General features: G+C 50.5%; 12 protein-coding genes. 4 read left to right on the plus strand and 8 right to left on the minus strand.

Annotated features, from left to right (window positions below; genetic code table 11):
* Nucleotide 1: 1 nt before the first annotated feature.
* Both QRN61_RS16735 and QRN61_RS16740 read right to left on the minus strand, forming a co-directional pair.
* The gene (locus tag QRN61_RS16735; RefSeq protein WP_285374257.1) at nucleotides 2-658 is read right to left on the minus strand and encodes a DUF3223 domain-containing protein; all 657 of its coding nucleotides are present in this window, start codon (nucleotides 656-658) and stop codon (nucleotides 2-4) included.
* A gap of 102 nt (nucleotides 659-760) precedes the next feature.
* Nucleotides 761-3,640, minus strand: coding sequence for a UvrD-helicase domain-containing protein (locus QRN61_RS16740; protein WP_285374258.1), 2,880 nt, complete (start codon nucleotides 3,638-3,640; stop codon nucleotides 761-763).
* Between the two features lie 381 nt (nucleotides 3,641-4,021).
* On the opposite strand from QRN61_RS16740, the gene QRN61_RS16745 reads away from it, so the two are divergent.
* Nucleotides 4,022-4,651, plus strand: coding sequence for a hypothetical protein (locus QRN61_RS16745; RefSeq protein ID WP_285374259.1), 630 nt, complete (start codon nucleotides 4,022-4,024; stop codon nucleotides 4,649-4,651).
* Nucleotides 4,652-4,758: 107 nt separating this feature from the next.
* Here QRN61_RS16745 and QRN61_RS16750 read toward each other — a convergent pair whose 3' ends face one another.
* The 3 genes from QRN61_RS16750 to QRN61_RS16760 all read right to left on the minus strand — a co-directional run bounded on the left by QRN61_RS16750 (nucleotide 4,759) and on the right by QRN61_RS16760 (nucleotide 8,262).
* The gene (locus QRN61_RS16750; RefSeq protein ID WP_285374260.1) at nucleotides 4,759-5,748 is read right to left on the minus strand and encodes a DNA-processing protein DprA; all 990 of its coding nucleotides are present in this window, start codon (nucleotides 5,746-5,748) and stop codon (nucleotides 4,759-4,761) included.
* A complete protein-coding gene (locus QRN61_RS16755; RefSeq protein ID WP_285374261.1) occupies nucleotides 5,741-6,994 on the minus strand; it encodes an HAD hydrolase-like protein in 1,254 nt (417 codons plus the stop codon). The genes QRN61_RS16750 and QRN61_RS16755 overlap by 8 nt, the downstream gene beginning before the upstream one ends.
* Nucleotides 6,995-7,095: 101 nt before the next feature.
* Entirely contained in the window at nucleotides 7,096-8,262 is a 1,167-nt protein-coding gene (locus QRN61_RS16760) for a PDDEXK-like family protein (RefSeq protein WP_285374262.1), read from the minus strand.
* 196 nt (nucleotides 8,263-8,458) lie between these two features.
* Between QRN61_RS16760 and QRN61_RS16765 the strand changes: the two genes are divergently transcribed.
* Together QRN61_RS16765 and QRN61_RS16770 are read left to right on the plus strand one after the other, a co-directional pair.
* Entirely contained in the window at nucleotides 8,459-9,163 is a 705-nt protein-coding gene (locus tag QRN61_RS16765) for a YaaW family protein (protein ID WP_285374263.1), read from the plus strand.
* The gene (locus QRN61_RS16770) at nucleotides 9,154-10,122 is read left to right on the plus strand and encodes a hypothetical protein (RefSeq protein WP_285374264.1); all 969 of its coding nucleotides are present in this window, start codon (nucleotides 9,154-9,156) and stop codon (nucleotides 10,120-10,122) included. Before QRN61_RS16765 ends, QRN61_RS16770 begins: the two co-directional genes overlap by 10 nt.
* A gap of 164 nt (nucleotides 10,123-10,286) precedes the next feature.
* Here the strand turns inward: QRN61_RS16770 and QRN61_RS16775 are convergent, their stop codons facing one another.
* The 3 genes from QRN61_RS16775 to QRN61_RS27635 all read right to left on the minus strand — a co-directional run bounded on the left by QRN61_RS16775 (nucleotide 10,287) and on the right by QRN61_RS27635 (nucleotide 14,609).
* Entirely contained in the window at nucleotides 10,287-11,300 is a 1,014-nt protein-coding gene (locus QRN61_RS16775; RefSeq protein ID WP_285374265.1) for an HNH endonuclease family protein, read from the minus strand.
* A gap of 3 nt (nucleotides 11,301-11,303) precedes the next feature.
* Complete coding sequence (locus QRN61_RS16780) at nucleotides 11,304-13,604, minus strand: AAA family ATPase (RefSeq protein ID WP_285374266.1); 2,301 nt, start codon at nucleotides 13,602-13,604, stop codon at nucleotides 11,304-11,306.
* A gap of 321 nt (nucleotides 13,605-13,925) precedes the next feature.
* Complete coding sequence (locus QRN61_RS27635; protein WP_350310355.1) at nucleotides 13,926-14,609, minus strand: HNH endonuclease; 684 nt, start codon at nucleotides 14,607-14,609, stop codon at nucleotides 13,926-13,928.
* A 379-nt stretch (nucleotides 14,610-14,988) separates the two neighbouring features.
* On the opposite strand from QRN61_RS27635, the gene QRN61_RS16785 reads away from it, so the two are divergent.
* Entirely contained in the window at nucleotides 14,989-15,144 is a 156-nt protein-coding gene (locus QRN61_RS16785; RefSeq protein ID WP_285374267.1) for a hypothetical protein, read from the plus strand.
* Nucleotides 15,145-15,155 lie beyond the last annotated feature (11 nt).

Consider the following 15,155-nt stretch of genomic DNA (forward strand, 5'->3'; position numbering starts at 1 on the left):
TCTACTCGTTGTTACGGCATCCGATACGCCGCGCCCCTTTAGCAGCATTCACCTCCTTCAACATCGGCTGCAGCTCAGCATGGAGCCGGTGATACTCCTCAAACGCGCAGGCGATCGTCTTATCTACCAACTCCAATGTCTCACCATTCCCTCTGGTCACCAGCGTACTCAAGTCGACTTGCATGTCATGACTGAACCGCTCAAGCAGCACACAGAATGGAGTCTTGTGATCGATATGCAGATCTTTACGCTCTGTGATCTCTACACCACTTCCTGCACACTGAACCGGCAAACCTATAGCATCACGGAAAGCCTGCATCTGTGGCCTCACTGCAAATCGCAGGGCCTCACAAACCTTGCCATGAGCAGATTGCGGCACACCGGTGATGCATTGCTCGTAAGAAAAGCTCTCTTCGCTCCCGTCGCTACGGACGAGCCAAAAACCTCGCCCAGCACCCACGTTTCTTTTGATCTTGAAATGATCCACCCCCACGCCAATTTTCCTTGGCGCGTCTGGATGCATCGCAATCAGCAAATGCAAATGCTTGATTGCGTGCCGCTCGCGAATCACACCAATGTGAGCGCGCTGCAAATAGCTTTTGAAACGATCCAAAAGCGCTTTCTTCGATTTGTATTCGAAAGGTCCCAACCAGTACATTTCGGTCGTCTCCATGACATCTGAGGCGGTTATCCATGCCCCTCCGGCTACCCGATACATTGGCGCCAATGGCAGCGGAGCCTTCCCCGCTGCATAGTGAAGCTATGTCACCGCCCTCGCCCTGCAGCCGTGAGGCGGAGTAATACGATATTCTTTGTGTGTACAAGAGCCAGGGTCTTTTCCTCGATAGTCCGAACAGCCCCAGAAAGGCCTATCCGTCTGCTGCCAAACCATTCGGCCTCCCGATTTTGGACACAATGCAATCCATCCACCGCAATTCTGCGCACAGATCAGGTACTTATCACGCTCATGCATTGGCGAGCGGCAATCTGGGCAAGCTGATTCAGTGTGCGAGCACATCGGGGCGAAGGAGCAGCCGTAAAAATATTCATCCTTCTTTGTCCGTTTACGCAGCGTTAGCTCACCCGTTACGCAGGCAGGACAAGGGGGGCCGGAAACAATGGGGGCAGGAGTACCAAACTCATTGAGCTCAAGGTCATATTCATCATCAAGCAGCTCCTTGACGAAACTGGACACCTTATTCTCGCCGGCGACCAGATAGACCCGTTGTTTAGCCCTGGTGAGCGCCACGTAGAACAAGCGACGCTCTTCTGCGTGAGTGAAGTTTTCTCGCGGCGGCAGCAACGCATCCACCAAAGGATGGGACGTCTTTTCTGAGGGCAAGCCGAACTTTCCTGACTTGTTTCCAAGCAACACCACGAAATCAGCTTCTTGGCCTTTGGACGAGTGAATGCTGTCCACTCGAATCATCAGCTTCGGATACAACCTCGCCAATTGATCAAATTTGTTCTTGTCCGGTAGCCCAAAGGAAAACCGGGCAAGAATGTAGACACTCGCGCCTGCACCGGCTCGGGCATTAATACGAGCAATAACCTGGTCCAATGCCTGCTCGTCTTTCAGATCTGTACGAAACAACGAGACTGCGGGATCCGCCTCTTCGACGTGGGTGGACATTTTCTTGAACAGCTGTGCGGGGTTACGCATGACGAAACGGCTAGCGACTTCACTGATGCGATCATTGAAGCGAAAGGTCTTATCCAGCGCACTGGTCACCGTAGGACCAAAGAACTTGTCGAATTCCGACGTCAGGGTGATATCGCTACCTGTGAAGCGATAGATAGACTGCCAGTCATCTCCGACACAGAACAACGAGCCATCGGGCTGAAGGCGCCGAAGCCCCCTGACCAGACGCGCTCGCGGGTTTGAAGTGTCTTGAAATTCATCAACAAGAATGAAGCGCCATGGTGGTGTGTACCCCCCCTCTTCCACTCGCTCAATCGCGCGCACAATCATGTCATCAAAATCGATCTGTTCATTGAGCTCCAGTTCCTTCTGGTATTGCTCGTAGATAGGCTCCAACAGGTCCAATGCTGCACGCATTTGATCTGGATCGGGCGCAGCCTTGACTCGAGCTTCAAGCTCTGTCGGTGACAAATCGGCGGCTTTGTAGCACTTCAATAATTCTTCCAGGAGTTCGGCAAACGCCGACACGACGCCAAATTCACGTAGTGTCTCCAACAGTGCTTCCTCGGGCATTGGATCGAACTTCACCCCGGCCGCAGCGAGACGCTCCTCTAATACCTTGAGCAAAACACCTTCTTGCTGCTCGTAGTGGAAGGTTTCGATCAAGGATGTCTGGTGTTTTTTATGCAGTTGGCGTTTCCATTCCATGCCTTCCTGGTAGGACGCTCGATTGACGTACGGAGCAGTATTGCCTTTTCGGTCAACACCGAAGTGCTCGATGTAAAGGTCGAAATCGGGAAGGTAAAAATCAGGGCGATACTGGCGGCGCTCAGGCGTACGGGTTGACACCTTGTAGGCGTATTCGTAGCGATAATCGACGCCCATCTTGAACAAGAAGTTGGCGATTCGACACTCGGCCATGCTTTTGACTCGTTCACTCTTGAGCGTGCGAACTTCATGCTCTGCCAGATAGCGGAAGTATTCACCCAAGGAAGCAAAATCGAACGGATTTCTGATGGGGTAAAGGTAGTGCTCAAAATACTGCAGGAGTTGTTTGCGGTACTCCGGCTCATTTTGCAGTCGTTCGAATGCCAATTGGACAAATCGTTTGCGCGCAGGCTCGTCATCGGCCATTGGCGACAAGGAAGGATGCTGCAGTATCGATTTACCCAGTGAATGAAACGTCAGTGCTTCAACGCCCTTCACACCCAGGCGTGACTCCAATCGCTCACGCATTTCTTTGGCGGCGTCGTTTCCGTAAGCCAAAAGCAGAATCTCATCCGGGCGTGCTTGACCACTTTTAACAAGGAACGCGACTCGCCCAATCGTCGTACTGGTCTTGCCAGTACCCGCACCTGCCAGGACCAGGTTGTTGTCTTCATCGACAATGCAAGCCAAGCGCTGCTTACGTGTCAGCGGCATTGTCTCAACCTGATCAAAGAGATCGGCATATTTGACCAGGCTTGTTTTGACGTAATGCGCACGCCAGCGGCGCAGGCATCTTTCACCGTTTCTTACCCACGACCTGGCGCGAATCAAGACTTTGCGTTCTTCTCGTGAGAGTACGCCTAATCCTCTGTCCGGTAATGTCGGCCACAGTGCGGATTGTTTAACAAGCTCAGCGTGAAGGTCTGTCCATTGCGAGCGACGGCAGTAGCCAGTTCGCCTCAGGCGCTCGAAAAAAGAGTTCAAATCTCCAGCGACAGAACGAACACGATCGGCATACCACTCTCGCAGTGCTGAGCGCCAGAGCTGATAGGGTTTGCTGACGCCCCACCCAATTGCTACGACAGGCCCCGTGGCTGCATTCAGCTTTAAGCGAGATAGCACCAACCATCGACTTAGCTCGGGAGGTCTGGGCATTCCCGCCACAGTGATTGTGGATGCCCGCCCTTGCCAATCAACCGCAATCAAGCCGTTGGAAGCATTGTCTATCGAAGCGCAACCAGCCCCCAGCCACCTTACCCAACCAAAACTACGAAACGCCTCTTGAGTCATCTAACTATCCTGCTCTGCCACCATCCGCAGTTTGCGAACGCAGCTGTCATCCAAATCCGCAGGCTCAGTCCATTCTGATCCCAACATAGGCGCTCTAGACGCCACTATTGAGCCATTATCACACAGCACCTTTAATTTTTTCGAGGCTCAAGTCCATTGAGCAGCTTTTCGGCCATCAAAGCTCATACACATACGAAAATATTTCATCAATTGATTCGCCGATCTGCGACTGCTAGTCTCCAGCCCCAAGGTATTCGGTAGGTACCGGCCGTCCACAAAGGCGAAGCATCAGCACTATCGTGACAGCCGAAACACCTAACCTGACCCCCAATCAGGTGACCTCGTAGTGGACGCAAGGCACAGCCCTCCCTGGAGCTGTATATGCAGATTACCTCTATTGAAATCAAACAGGTCAAACGTCTGGCCAAGCAGCTTGAAAGCACGTACCCCGAACTGAAACTTGGACAACGCCTAGACAAAGCAGCCACCCAGCACTTAGGTGTACGGGACTACCACGAAGCGTACCGCCTGTACGACAAATGGGTCATGTTTCATGTGCATGCTTCTGAGGACGCTGATCGAGTGAGCAAGTGCGCTTACTGTGAGTTCAGCTTCGCCCCGGATATCAAAGCAGATCTCCAATCACATCGCAAAATTCACGACCACTTTCACGAGGCATGCGTTTCTCTGGGCTACCAACCCGGCAACTACGTGCAACGGGAGCTCATGAAACATGATGGACGGGAACAGGCTGCATCAGGTCAGTCCGTGGAGATCAGAGTAGAGGGCGTTCTGATGCTATTACGTGGCTGGTTTGATCGGTCGCTGGCAGATGCGATACACGGCAAATATTGGCGCAAGCACCCCACCTTTGAAGTTTACGTCGCAATGATTCTAGATACGCTTGGGAGCAGTTACGGTGATCTGCAGAGAGTACTGAAAGAAAGGTACGGATACCTGCCAGGCGTAATCCAAGCTGGAAATAGCTATTGGTATCCGCGAAATGATTGAGCGCTCCAGCAATTTATTTAAAGTTCATTTTTTGAACGCTGAGTAGCGCCTGTGGTGGGCCTCATCATCGCGATGGCGCTCATCACTCGATTGTTTGTTGGGGCCCTTTAGAGAAGCGATTCAGATTGCTGTCCCGATTCGGGCTCGCACCGGTTTTTACGCTCAGTCATCAAAGGGTAATCATCTCGACTTTGCAAAACCAACAAGCCGTCCAGAGCCTTAGAAGTACATCGCAGAAGATTTAACTTTTCAGATACCAAGCCCTCTGCAAGCATCAGATTTGCCTGAATCTTGGGTTCCAGGTTCTTACGATCCAATTGGGTTGGGGACGGGACCGCTAACCAACGTTCGTAATCCAGAGCGGCTCTGGAAGCATGCAAACTTCCCCCCTTTAGGTCTGATTGGATCATAACGACACCCTGTGACATTCCTGCTTGCGTGCGATCGCGTTTTACGAACTGCTGCGGCAACGCGCCTTGCCCAAAACGGAACTCACTGATCAACGCACCTCCGGAATGCAAAATATCATCGGCCAGCTTTCGATGCTTGCTAGGTGCAATAGTCTGCAATCCATGGGCAAGTACAGCAACAGTGTGCCCTCCCGCATCTAGAGCAGCCTGATGCGCGACAGCATCACATCCAAGTGCTAGGCCGCTAACAATGCTCCACCCCTCACTCACAAAATATTCTGTCATTCGCTGCGTTATGACAATTCCGTGCATCGTCGGCTCACGTGTTCCAATAATAGCTACTGACTTAATAGGGGTTGCACTCAACTCACCTTTAACAAAAATCACAAAAGGATCGTCTTTTGTCTTAGCCAGCAACGGAGGGTACCCCTTATCTAGCGGGGATATTATGCGCGCACCGTGACTTAATGCCTGCTCTATCTGTACCTGGGCCTCTTCAGTTGCCTTATCCCAAGCATCCTGAGCTTGCAGCGCTTTCGATAGCGCAGGTAAGTGAGTTGCCAATTGCTCTATCGGTAGCACCTCGAAATCGATGATACCCGCGACCTTTTTTAGAGCAGATGGACCAACCCCTTTCAGCATGCCGAGTGTCAGCAATCTTTTGGTCACAACGGAGATTTCAGTCATTGATCACACTGCTTATGTTGGCGGCGATTGATAAGCAAACCACCTCTTGCACCCCCGCTTCTTCGAGGTATTTTTTGGCGTAAATCAGGGTTGACCCGGTGGTGGAAACGTCGTCAATCACAAGCACCCTTTGAGCCATTTTAGCCACTTCTGGCTGTCTTACAATCAGATGATCTCGGACATTCTCGAAACGTTCAATCGCACTTAGCTTATCATTGCTATTGGATCTCACTCCGTTTTTGTATCCGAGAAGGTCAGGTACAAACGATAGTTTTTTTGGGCCGAAAATCTGAGGTTTAGCGTAAGAACTCTGCAATTGACTCAGGAACGCTTCCAAGCGGGGTGTTCTACCAGGACGGTGTGGAATGACGGTTACGGTCAGTTTTCCACCAACACAAACGTCCTTAAATTTCGACAGAATGAACATTCTGACGGCCTGCACCCATTCGTATGGAAATTCTTCAGCATCCTTCTGCTTGTGAATGCTAGCTGTTAATTTATGCCAGCTCCTACGTGCCTCCAAACACTTATAACCCGCAAAAGATCGGCCACATGCGAAGATAGGAAAAGCTGTCTTATCACCTCCCGCCTCCTTGGGAATAAATTTGTTTATTCTGTCGTACCGTGCATTTCCGGCACGACCTTCAGCCTCATACAGAAGACGCTCAAGCTCTGGAAGATATCGAGTGTAATCAACTAGCACATCAATCAGTTCTTCTGGCTTTTTTATTATCACATCTGGTATATGACCCATCGCCCTCCAGTTGTCGTTGGTATACCCTACTCCCCAAGAACTCTTGTCCAACACGACAACACAGCCTGCATTGTAGCCTGCACGAATATCCGCATCGCCATCCCCCACAAGAATGACATTATTTACCGAATTACAGCCAGCATCCTGCATCGCTTTACCGACACCATCACCATACGGTTTCGTTCGCTTTACGTCTTCGTATGCGACTATGGTGTCCCACTCAAACCCTGGGTAAGCTTGTTCTAATATAACCTCTGCGTAACTCCGTGGAGCTCTCGTAAACACACCTAATTTAAGCTCGGGGAATTTTGCGCGAATCTCTTTAATAAGTTCGTGCGAATATATAATCCTACCTTTATCAGTGGCGAACCCCCTTACTACCTCTGCCCTATAACTTGCACTATCTTTATTCTTGCCAGACTCGCGCAGGACAGTTAGGTCATCGGTTTTGACCAGAGTTTGATCCAGATCAAACAAGCACAATTCAAACATGACGCCTCCTTGCTCAATTGTTTTTAGTGCAGATGGCTCCATCCGTTAATTATAAAAAAAAGCCACCTACCTTAAGACTTCCTTATAAATATAGACTTTACCTATCTTCTAGCGCTTGCGTGCAGAGAGTTATTAATTTCTCTAAAACAGTCACGAATACGTGTCAACACCTCATCAATATGGGCCTGCGTTACGCTATCCCCTTGAGCCAGTACACAGCGATCATCCTTAACTAAAAAGCGGCTTGAAGCGAAATACAGCCCAGCCCAATCCGGAACTGCATGAGCAGGCTGGGTAAACGAAGGCAGCAGCGGGATCAACGCCTCCAGATCTACATCACTGAAGAAAGGAAATACTCCAAACCACTTGTGCTTATAGGCCTTCACCCAAACACCCTTCGGCCAGCTTCGCAGACGAACGTCCAAGTCATATTGTTGCTTGTCGGTGTTCGTTGAAAACCTGGTTTCCATATCGCTCGCAAACTCTGCAAACAAGCTGTCAACCTCCAAACGCTCGCCTAGCAAACGGAATAACTCAGTCATTTTGCGAGTTTTGCAATACTCAAAGTGCTTCACCAGGTGGGTGTAAGCCTCTTCGCTCTGCTGGAAGACCTCCCAGCAAAGGCGGTTCAACTCGCCGTTACCGGACATTGTTTTTTCCACGTGGGTGACAAATTGATCGATGAAATAGGCGGCAGATGGGGTGGCTTCAGACTGATACGAGTGCAGGAGAGTGGCTAAGTCGCCATAGGATTGGAAATACACCGGCACATCGGACGCCAGATCCTGTGTTGAAGACTCCCTTCCCGCCGGCGTCAGGTAAACCAACGCCCTTGACTCGTAATGCGGGTAGAGATCACACAAGGCTCTCTGATAGCGAGCGACCTGATTGTGCTGATCAGCCGCCCAAATCTTGTTTTCGATCGCGATAACCAGACGCAAGCTTGGGAAATCGAGCAGCACATCGATGTGCGCCAGTTCCCTGATAACTTTCGCTTTAGCGCCCTTAGTGCTGCCCAGCACCCGCAGGGAAAGAGGATTACCACTGCAGCGCATTTGAGCAAGAGACGCGACGAACGCGTCCCTGAAGTCAGCGCCGAGTCCGTGCGCTTCGTCCGCCCTCATGAAGGCTGCAAGAATGTTCGAATGGACTAGCTCCTTGGAGCTCACACCCATCACTTTGAACAGATCGAATACGTTGGTGTAGCGGGTAAGCGCAGCAAACTCTACGCTGTTGCGCAGGGCTTCCACATGCTTGATGGCATCCATACCAAGAGTCCTGATAGTCGATCGGGGGGCTCGCGTTCTCAGACTATAGTAGTGGAAGCCATGTACAAAGTGCCATCACTGCATTCATGCTTACGACTTGATCGCACCGCACTCCCCATCATCGAAGGGTCGAGTAAGCGAGAACGTAAGCAGTAACAGGCAATTTGGGTTCAGAGAGAGCCCACAGGGAGGAAACATGGAGTTTGTTGTTCCACGCGATCGGCCATTGTCTGATCTGTTATCGAGTGCATCATCCGCGGACCTTGAGGTATTGGCCGCGCTCATTACCGACAATGGTAAGGGTCGGATTGCCCTCGACAGCTCGATTAAAACCCTGATTTTGAAGCGCCTGGCACAAGGAAATCTTCAGTCAATCGCTGATGTTTTTGAAACAGAGATCCGGGCATTTGGCAGCAACAGCATCGCGAATCTATTCAGGTCAGAGGGAGTGGAGTACAGCGAGCTGGTTGCAGATGTGGCTAAAAAACTAGATGGAAAGCCTGCTGAGGCGCGTGACATTTTCGCATTGGAGGACATTGTCATCCAACAGGCCGCCCGCAAATACCTCGAGAAAGATGTGCCAATCGAAGCACTAAGTGGCGCAGCCCTGACGGCCTATATCGGACAGATTGTAAGCACCTTGATCGCCGCTGCCGGCACTGCTGCAGGCTTTGCTGCAACCGGGGGAGCTGCAGGAATCGCAAGCGCTATTGGTGGAAGACTCGTCACACTTGTCGCTGCCCCCCTAGCAGTCGGCGCAGCCGGCGCTACGCTTATCCAGGCAACAGCACCTGCGTTTCGCATTACCGTTCCGGCAGTACTCCAAGTGGCGAAGATTCGCCGCATTCAATTTGAAGCCGACTTGGCAGCCTACAAGGAGAATCTTCGCGCATGCCTATAAACCCTGAAGTGCTCCTACGCTCCCTGCCCGACATCCCTGGGCTGTTGGCCAAACTGCAAAGCGGTGAATTTCAACTCCATGGCGGCGTCGTACGACATGCTTCTGGCAGTTCACAGGGCGGAAGAATCGTTGGCCATCTGCTCTTTCCTAGTGACGCTCTGCAAACCCAAGAAAGCCTTCAAAAGCTTCAGTCCACTCTAACTAACGGGTTCGGATCGCTTCAAGGCGGCATGGATCAATTGCAGCAAAGCATGAGCACGCTGCAAAGTCTGCAATCGGCTAACCTCGTGATGTCTGGGTTAAACCTTGCCGTCACGACCGCTGGATTCGTGATTGTTTGTAAAAAACTTAATAGCATCAGCGAGCAAATTCAGGCTCAGTCGGTTGCCATTGAGCAAACGCTGCATTGGGTGCGGGAGGGTCATGAGCGAAGTCTCCTAATCGATGAGGCACAGTTTCGAGCCTTGCTCCTCACCGCACAGCAATTCTGCGAGCGCGGAGACATTGAGCCCCTGAAAGGTCTGATCGCTCCCTTTCATAAGGAGTACCAATTCACCAAGCTGGTACTTGAAAAGCATGCACCTATCGCCGCAAGCAACGTTGAACGCTTAAGTGAAATCAAGCTACTGCAAGACCGTCTTGTCAATCTTGGCCTCATGATGTCGCATGTTCAAATCAAGATTGGTGCAATGACATTCGGCCGCGAGAGCTTAACGCAGCTCGGCAGCGACATTTCTCGCTTCAACACTCAACGCATTGATGCCTTGGAAAACAGCCATGACGTCGCGTCCAAATTCACCCAGACACATTTCACCGACCTGACCAGTTTCCTGCAGCATGGGAAGAAAATGATGCCTGCGCTCACCTATCAAGCAGATCTCATCGACCTTGAAGTTCGGCATCCTGGGATGCTTGAGCAAGCATCCGAATCCAAGGAAATTCTGTTGCTCGCTGCCTGAGAAGTAAAACTAAAAGCTTGGTTCTGGAATCGTCCATAAGCAGATGATTCCAGAACCAGGCAGAATTAAAAATTGAGCGAATTACATGTCGATAAACACACTGAGTGGATCACCTTGATTGCTCATCACCTGATTCAAATGTGTCGAAATCCCGAAGGGTAAAATTAACTCAGCAATCGCTCTTTGAAGCCATCAATCCATGCTTGCACCATGGATGAATAAGGTTCCTGTGGCCTTGCCATACGCTTCATCTCACGCAGAACCTGCTCTTGGAGCAGCTTCAAACGCCGAACGATACCTTCGTCCCGCGCATCGGTCTCCTTCCGTATCGCCGGATCTGGTTTAAGCTCCTGTGCCATAACACCAATGTCCAAGGCTAGCGTCTCCAGAAACTCCAGCTGCCGCAACAACCGCGTTCGTTCTTGAACCAAGCCGAGACGATTAAGCCCATATACATGAATCGACACGACCCCTCTGAGGCTGAGCCCAAGCTCAAGCGCCTCTTCCATCACCGCTCGTATTGCTGCGTCTGCTCCATTTATGCCCACTACAGGCACATCCCTCCCATCGCTCTGCTGAGGCAACACCAAGCTTATAAGGTTGGATCGATCAATGTGAAATCTGAGGTGCTCCTCAGGGTTGTCCCTGCACGGGTCGAGCAGCAGAGGATATTCATCGAGAATTGGACAGTCCTCGGACATTGCACGGGTACCCAGCACTGGAAAACTGTCTTTTTTCCCACTAGACATCAACACGCCATGACTAAATCCTCGTGGCCCCTCCTGCAACGTCAATAACTTGGTCGATAGCTGGGGCATGACTTGTTTGCGCTTTCGATTGCAATCAATGCAGCTCGGCAGAAGATTTTCCCAGTCCATCCCCAGCCACCAATAACCAGGATGTGTATCGTCTTCGTGCACGGCGCCTTTGGGCCTGTAGTGTTCAACATCTACAGGTGCTGTTGAGGCATAGAAGCTTTCACAGTAAGCGCATTTGCCATGAAACAATTCATCAAGCTGCTTCTTCACGCTGTCTGATTTGTACACTGCAAAGGTCGGTGCTTTGTCACCAGGCGTGTCGAAGTGCTGTCTGAATTTAACCAACTCGCGCTCAGCCGGGGAGTCTATTCCAGCCATAGCATCCGGCTTGCGGGTTTTGCTCCGTAGCACTGCACGCATGATTCAAAGAGCCTCAAGGATGGTGACAATTTCCCTGCGTGCCTGATCTCGCAGTTTGCCCAAGTTTTCAGAAGACATTTGTCGGCGGTTTTTCAGATAGTCCGATACTGCCTCTTGTACCAACCTCTGCACCTCGGTGGTGCCTACCGGTAAAGCATCACTGACGTCCTGCTCAAATCGTTCCCAAGCCAATTGTTGATCCTCAGTCAGCGATTGGCCAGCCGCTCTAGCCAAAAGCAGATCAGCAAACATCGCCAACTCGCGCTCTATGCGTGGCTGATCGGTCGATGCGAGTCCAAAAAAATCTGACGTCAGCAATTGTTCAATGGTTAGCTGACTTACATCAGGCAAGCGCACTACCTGCTCTACCATCACCGGCCACTCACTGTCCGCGCCATTCTGGCTTGGGACCCGCTGCATGACGATGACCTCTCCATCTTCCATCCCGCGTAAACACAATGGATCGTGAGTCGTGACGATAAACGTGACCTTCGGTAGAGCAATGCGCAAGGCCTTCATGATTTGAATCTTCCAGCGAGGGTGTAGATGCGCCTCGACTTCGTCGATCAGTACGACCGCCCTCGCTGTTTCAAGACTTTCGTAAAAGGTATGAATTTTTGCGCTCATCAACCCTTGAATAATATCGCAGACCATCGCTAGCACTGATCGATAACCTGAGGATGCTAGACCAAGAGGCGTACGATTAGAGACACGATTGCCAGGAGAGGAAGTCACTATCAGACATCGGTTGTTTTCATAATCACGCTCCATGACGTCAAAATCTCCTTCGATGGAGAGAATGACACGAAGTGCGCCCACTACTTCTTGAAATTGATACGAGCCTAAACTCAGCAGCCACTTTTCGGGGTTGGACAGAGGCTTATCGGGATGAAATAAGCTCAATATTGATTTTCCATGGCTGTAGCGCTTTGTTCGCTTTTGGTACTGCCGAAATGCACCATACGCAAACACCGGAGGAACATCCGGTTCCGCCTCCATCAAAAATCTTCCCCCTTCGATCGTCAAGCTACGCATTGAACCATCGTCAAATTTAAGACTAACCGTGGCTTTTTCTCGTTGAGGTGTGGAGTGTTCACCCATTAGCTTTGGATCAAGTGGCAAGGCTGACACATCTAACTTCAGCTCGGCGCGTGCCTCATCTGTTGATAAGGCAAGAGCAACTGCTTCCAAGATTGAACTTTTTCCCGTCGCGTTTTCACCTAAAATCAACAAGGCAGGCTGCAGTGGGTTCGGCAACTCCGCTGTAGAAGCTTTCGCCTCTGGAATTTCCAATTCTAGTTGCTCAATCCCTTTAAAATCGGTCAACGATATGCTGGTCAGGATGGGAGGCGTTTCGGTGAGAACTCGCATCAGATGAGAGTCGCTAGTGAAAGAACCGCGTAGCGAGTCGTTGACCCACTCTTCCAGCGCATCCTGATTAAAGGATTTTAAGCTACTAGTAGTCAATCTCTGAAATGTCTGCTCGATTTGCGTTAACGATAGCGACCATTGTTTTGGACTGCCCTCATTTATAAACAATATGATTTGTCGACACATCAGATACCACGACCCTCCGAATTCCAGTTCGGAGAAATTAAACAGCTCGCTGCTATCACGTGAGGGCCGATGCCCTCTCAGGATCCACTCAACAAGCTCATCGAAATATTCCCTTAAACGCTGGCTACGTACCTCCAGTAAATCCTGCCGATTTAAGTTAAATTGATCAATTGTTTGCTGTGCCCGATCTGTGTGCGGGAAGAGATATCCGTACAAATCAGAAGTGAAATGTGGAACAAAATTATCTTTGCAAGGATCAAGCAGAACATTGCTTTCTTTTGGAGGATGATCCCTCCACAAGCCGATCCCTTCCGCTACATATCTTTCAAGCTGAGCTGTGGAAGGCAATACGGCCCGCGTACCTTTGACTGGAAAATACTCTGGGCGTTCAGGCCTACATAACTGGCAAATCGGATATAAATTTTCCCAAGCAGCACTTAGCCAGATGTAATACAGCCTGGAGTCCGCTCGTTTTGCCATCGGCAAGACACTGCCTGCCGGGCGAAACCTGTAAGGCTCAGTAGTAGCGTAACTTTCGCAGAACGCGCACTTGTCGTGGAAGAGTCTTTTCAGAGCGCTATTGATAGAGTCGTGATTTAACTCGATGTGCAGGTTTGGTACTCGCGTCTGAGCCCTACGCTGCTCTTCCAACTTAAAATATTTAAACATTGCCTGCCGTTGCAAAATGAAATCTTTACTCTGCAACAGAACAGGTGGTGGCTCACTACTGCGATCAAATCGTTGCACAATCTACTTCCTTGACAAGTGGTTGAATTTTAGCAAGGCGCCAGACTTTACTGCTATGCCAATTAACTTTTAATTCTTGCTAAACCAGCCTTTCGAGCTCTTCCAACTTCCAAGAAGTTGAAAGATTTTTTACGCTCTCCGGCTTCATTCATTATCCGTGCCGTACCGCAGCAGATCGCCATCACGGTACAGATTCATTTATTCAGAGCATGCAAACCACCTGCCGCATCGCTATTCGCACCCGATAAGTGGGGCATTGTAGCCAGGCCGATTCCTCCCCTAACTGGAGAATTGTGCTTAGACGCCTCAAGAATATGGCTCTCACACAGGAGGGGCTCTATCAAATCTAATGAATCTACGAAGCTCTTCAATCCGGAGTAGCTTATCGTCGGTATGGGCTATTCGGTGGCAATTCGCGCACAAGAGGACCAGATCATCGGGATCCGTCTCTCCCGTGTGGGCCTCGTGAGAAAGCGGCAACTGGTGATGACACTCAATGACCCTGGTAGCTTTCGATCCTAGCAAAGCATAGAAGTCTGTCTCGCAAGCAGCGCAGGTAAGGCTTTGCTGATCATTCATGCGCTGAAGTTTCAGCTCGTGTCCGATTCGCCCGTTGCGCTCTGTTCGCAGGTGAGATTTCAGGACCTTGGATCCTTCGGCGAAGCTCGAACCCTCTCGGAGCTCATCTCTTTCGCACATGAACCTGCTCTGCAATTTAGAGATGACTTCTGCGGTTCTACCATCTCTGGCAAAGTCCCCTTGATCATAATAGTCAAACGATCCGAGGACGTGAATGAACACATTCATAGTGTCCTCATTCAACGGAGCTTCCTGCCATTTCGACGAGCAGACCTTTTGCGCAGGCCCGGCGCCTTTGCATCGAAGAAAATAGGAACAAGTGTTCAGGCAGGAGCCTTGGTGGTTTGCCCAATTCTCTCCTCCTGGCATGACCGAATCGAGAATCGATTTTTCTGCGCTGCTAAATTTCAAGGTTTTTATAGTCATCAATTCCACTTTTCCATGCTGTCCCTCTAGCTGGAGACAGTCATTCTCGTCAGGTCAATTTAAATTAGTGACCGAACCTTGCTGCGATGTCAATTGGCCACTCTCAGTTTTACAAGATCCGATGTGCGGATTTGAATCGGCAGTTTCCCAGTAACCTGTTGTCATAAAGGAAGCTGCGACAAGCGTATGCAAAGTCGCGTTACACGCCCTAAGGCTGGTTAAAACCTACATCTTTAGTCCTCTGTGGTTTGCGGCAAAGCAGTTTCGATGGCAGCTACTAAACCAAGATGCCCAAAAGAACGTCTCCAACTTTCCTAGATCCTCATCCGAGTCAGATGGATAGCATTCAACTGCCCCACCCACTCACCCGGAGACTGAAATGTCCAAAAAGCCCATCTCCTCCAATCCGCAACGCCAACAGCAAAACGATCATGCTGATGCCCTGAATAAAAACCGCGGCACCACTGGCTCCAACCCGACGAATGCCCATACTCATGGCAACCGCGGTAAACAACTCAACCCCAACAAACGCTAGGACAGCGCCCC

It is taken from the genome of Pseudomonas sp. lyk4-TYG-107 (assembly GCF_030209055.1).
Classification (GTDB): Bacteria; Pseudomonadota; Gammaproteobacteria; order Pseudomonadales; family Pseudomonadaceae; genus Aquipseudomonas; species Aquipseudomonas putida_A.

What these genes read in the sequence shown, in the direction of transcription:
- QRN61_RS16735 (WP_285374257.1), bottom strand. Translation starts at nt 658, where the DNA reads ATGTACTGGTTGGGACCTTTCGAATACAAATCGAAGAAAGCGCTTTTG.
- QRN61_RS16740 (WP_285374258.1), bottom strand. Translation starts at nt 3,640, where the DNA reads ATGACTCAAGAGGCGTTTCGTAGTTTTGGTTGGGTAAGGTGGCTGGGG.
- QRN61_RS16745 (WP_285374259.1), top strand. Translation starts at nt 4,022, where the DNA reads ATGCAGATTACCTCTATTGAAATCAAACAGGTCAAACGTCTGGCCAAG.
- QRN61_RS16750 (WP_285374260.1), bottom strand. Translation starts at nt 5,748, where the DNA reads ATGACTGAAATCTCCGTTGTGACCAAAAGATTGCTGACACTCGGCATG.
- QRN61_RS16755 (WP_285374261.1), bottom strand. Translation starts at nt 6,994, where the DNA reads ATGTTTGAATTGTGCTTGTTTGATCTGGATCAAACTCTGGTCAAAACC.
- QRN61_RS16760 (WP_285374262.1), bottom strand. Translation starts at nt 8,262, where the DNA reads ATGGATGCCATCAAGCATGTGGAAGCCCTGCGCAACAGCGTAGAGTTT.
- QRN61_RS16765 (WP_285374263.1), top strand. Translation starts at nt 8,459, where the DNA reads ATGGAGTTTGTTGTTCCACGCGATCGGCCATTGTCTGATCTGTTATCG.
- QRN61_RS16770 (WP_285374264.1), top strand. Translation starts at nt 9,154, where the DNA reads ATGCCTATAAACCCTGAAGTGCTCCTACGCTCCCTGCCCGACATCCCT.
- QRN61_RS16775 (WP_285374265.1), bottom strand. Translation starts at nt 11,300, where the DNA reads ATGCGTGCAGTGCTACGGAGCAAAACCCGCAAGCCGGATGCTATGGCT.
- QRN61_RS27635 (WP_350310355.1), bottom strand. Translation starts at nt 14,609, where the DNA reads ATGACTATAAAAACCTTGAAATTTAGCAGCGCAGAAAAATCGATTCTC.
- QRN61_RS16785 (WP_285374267.1), top strand. Translation starts at nt 14,989, where the DNA reads ATGTCCAAAAAGCCCATCTCCTCCAATCCGCAACGCCAACAGCAAAAC.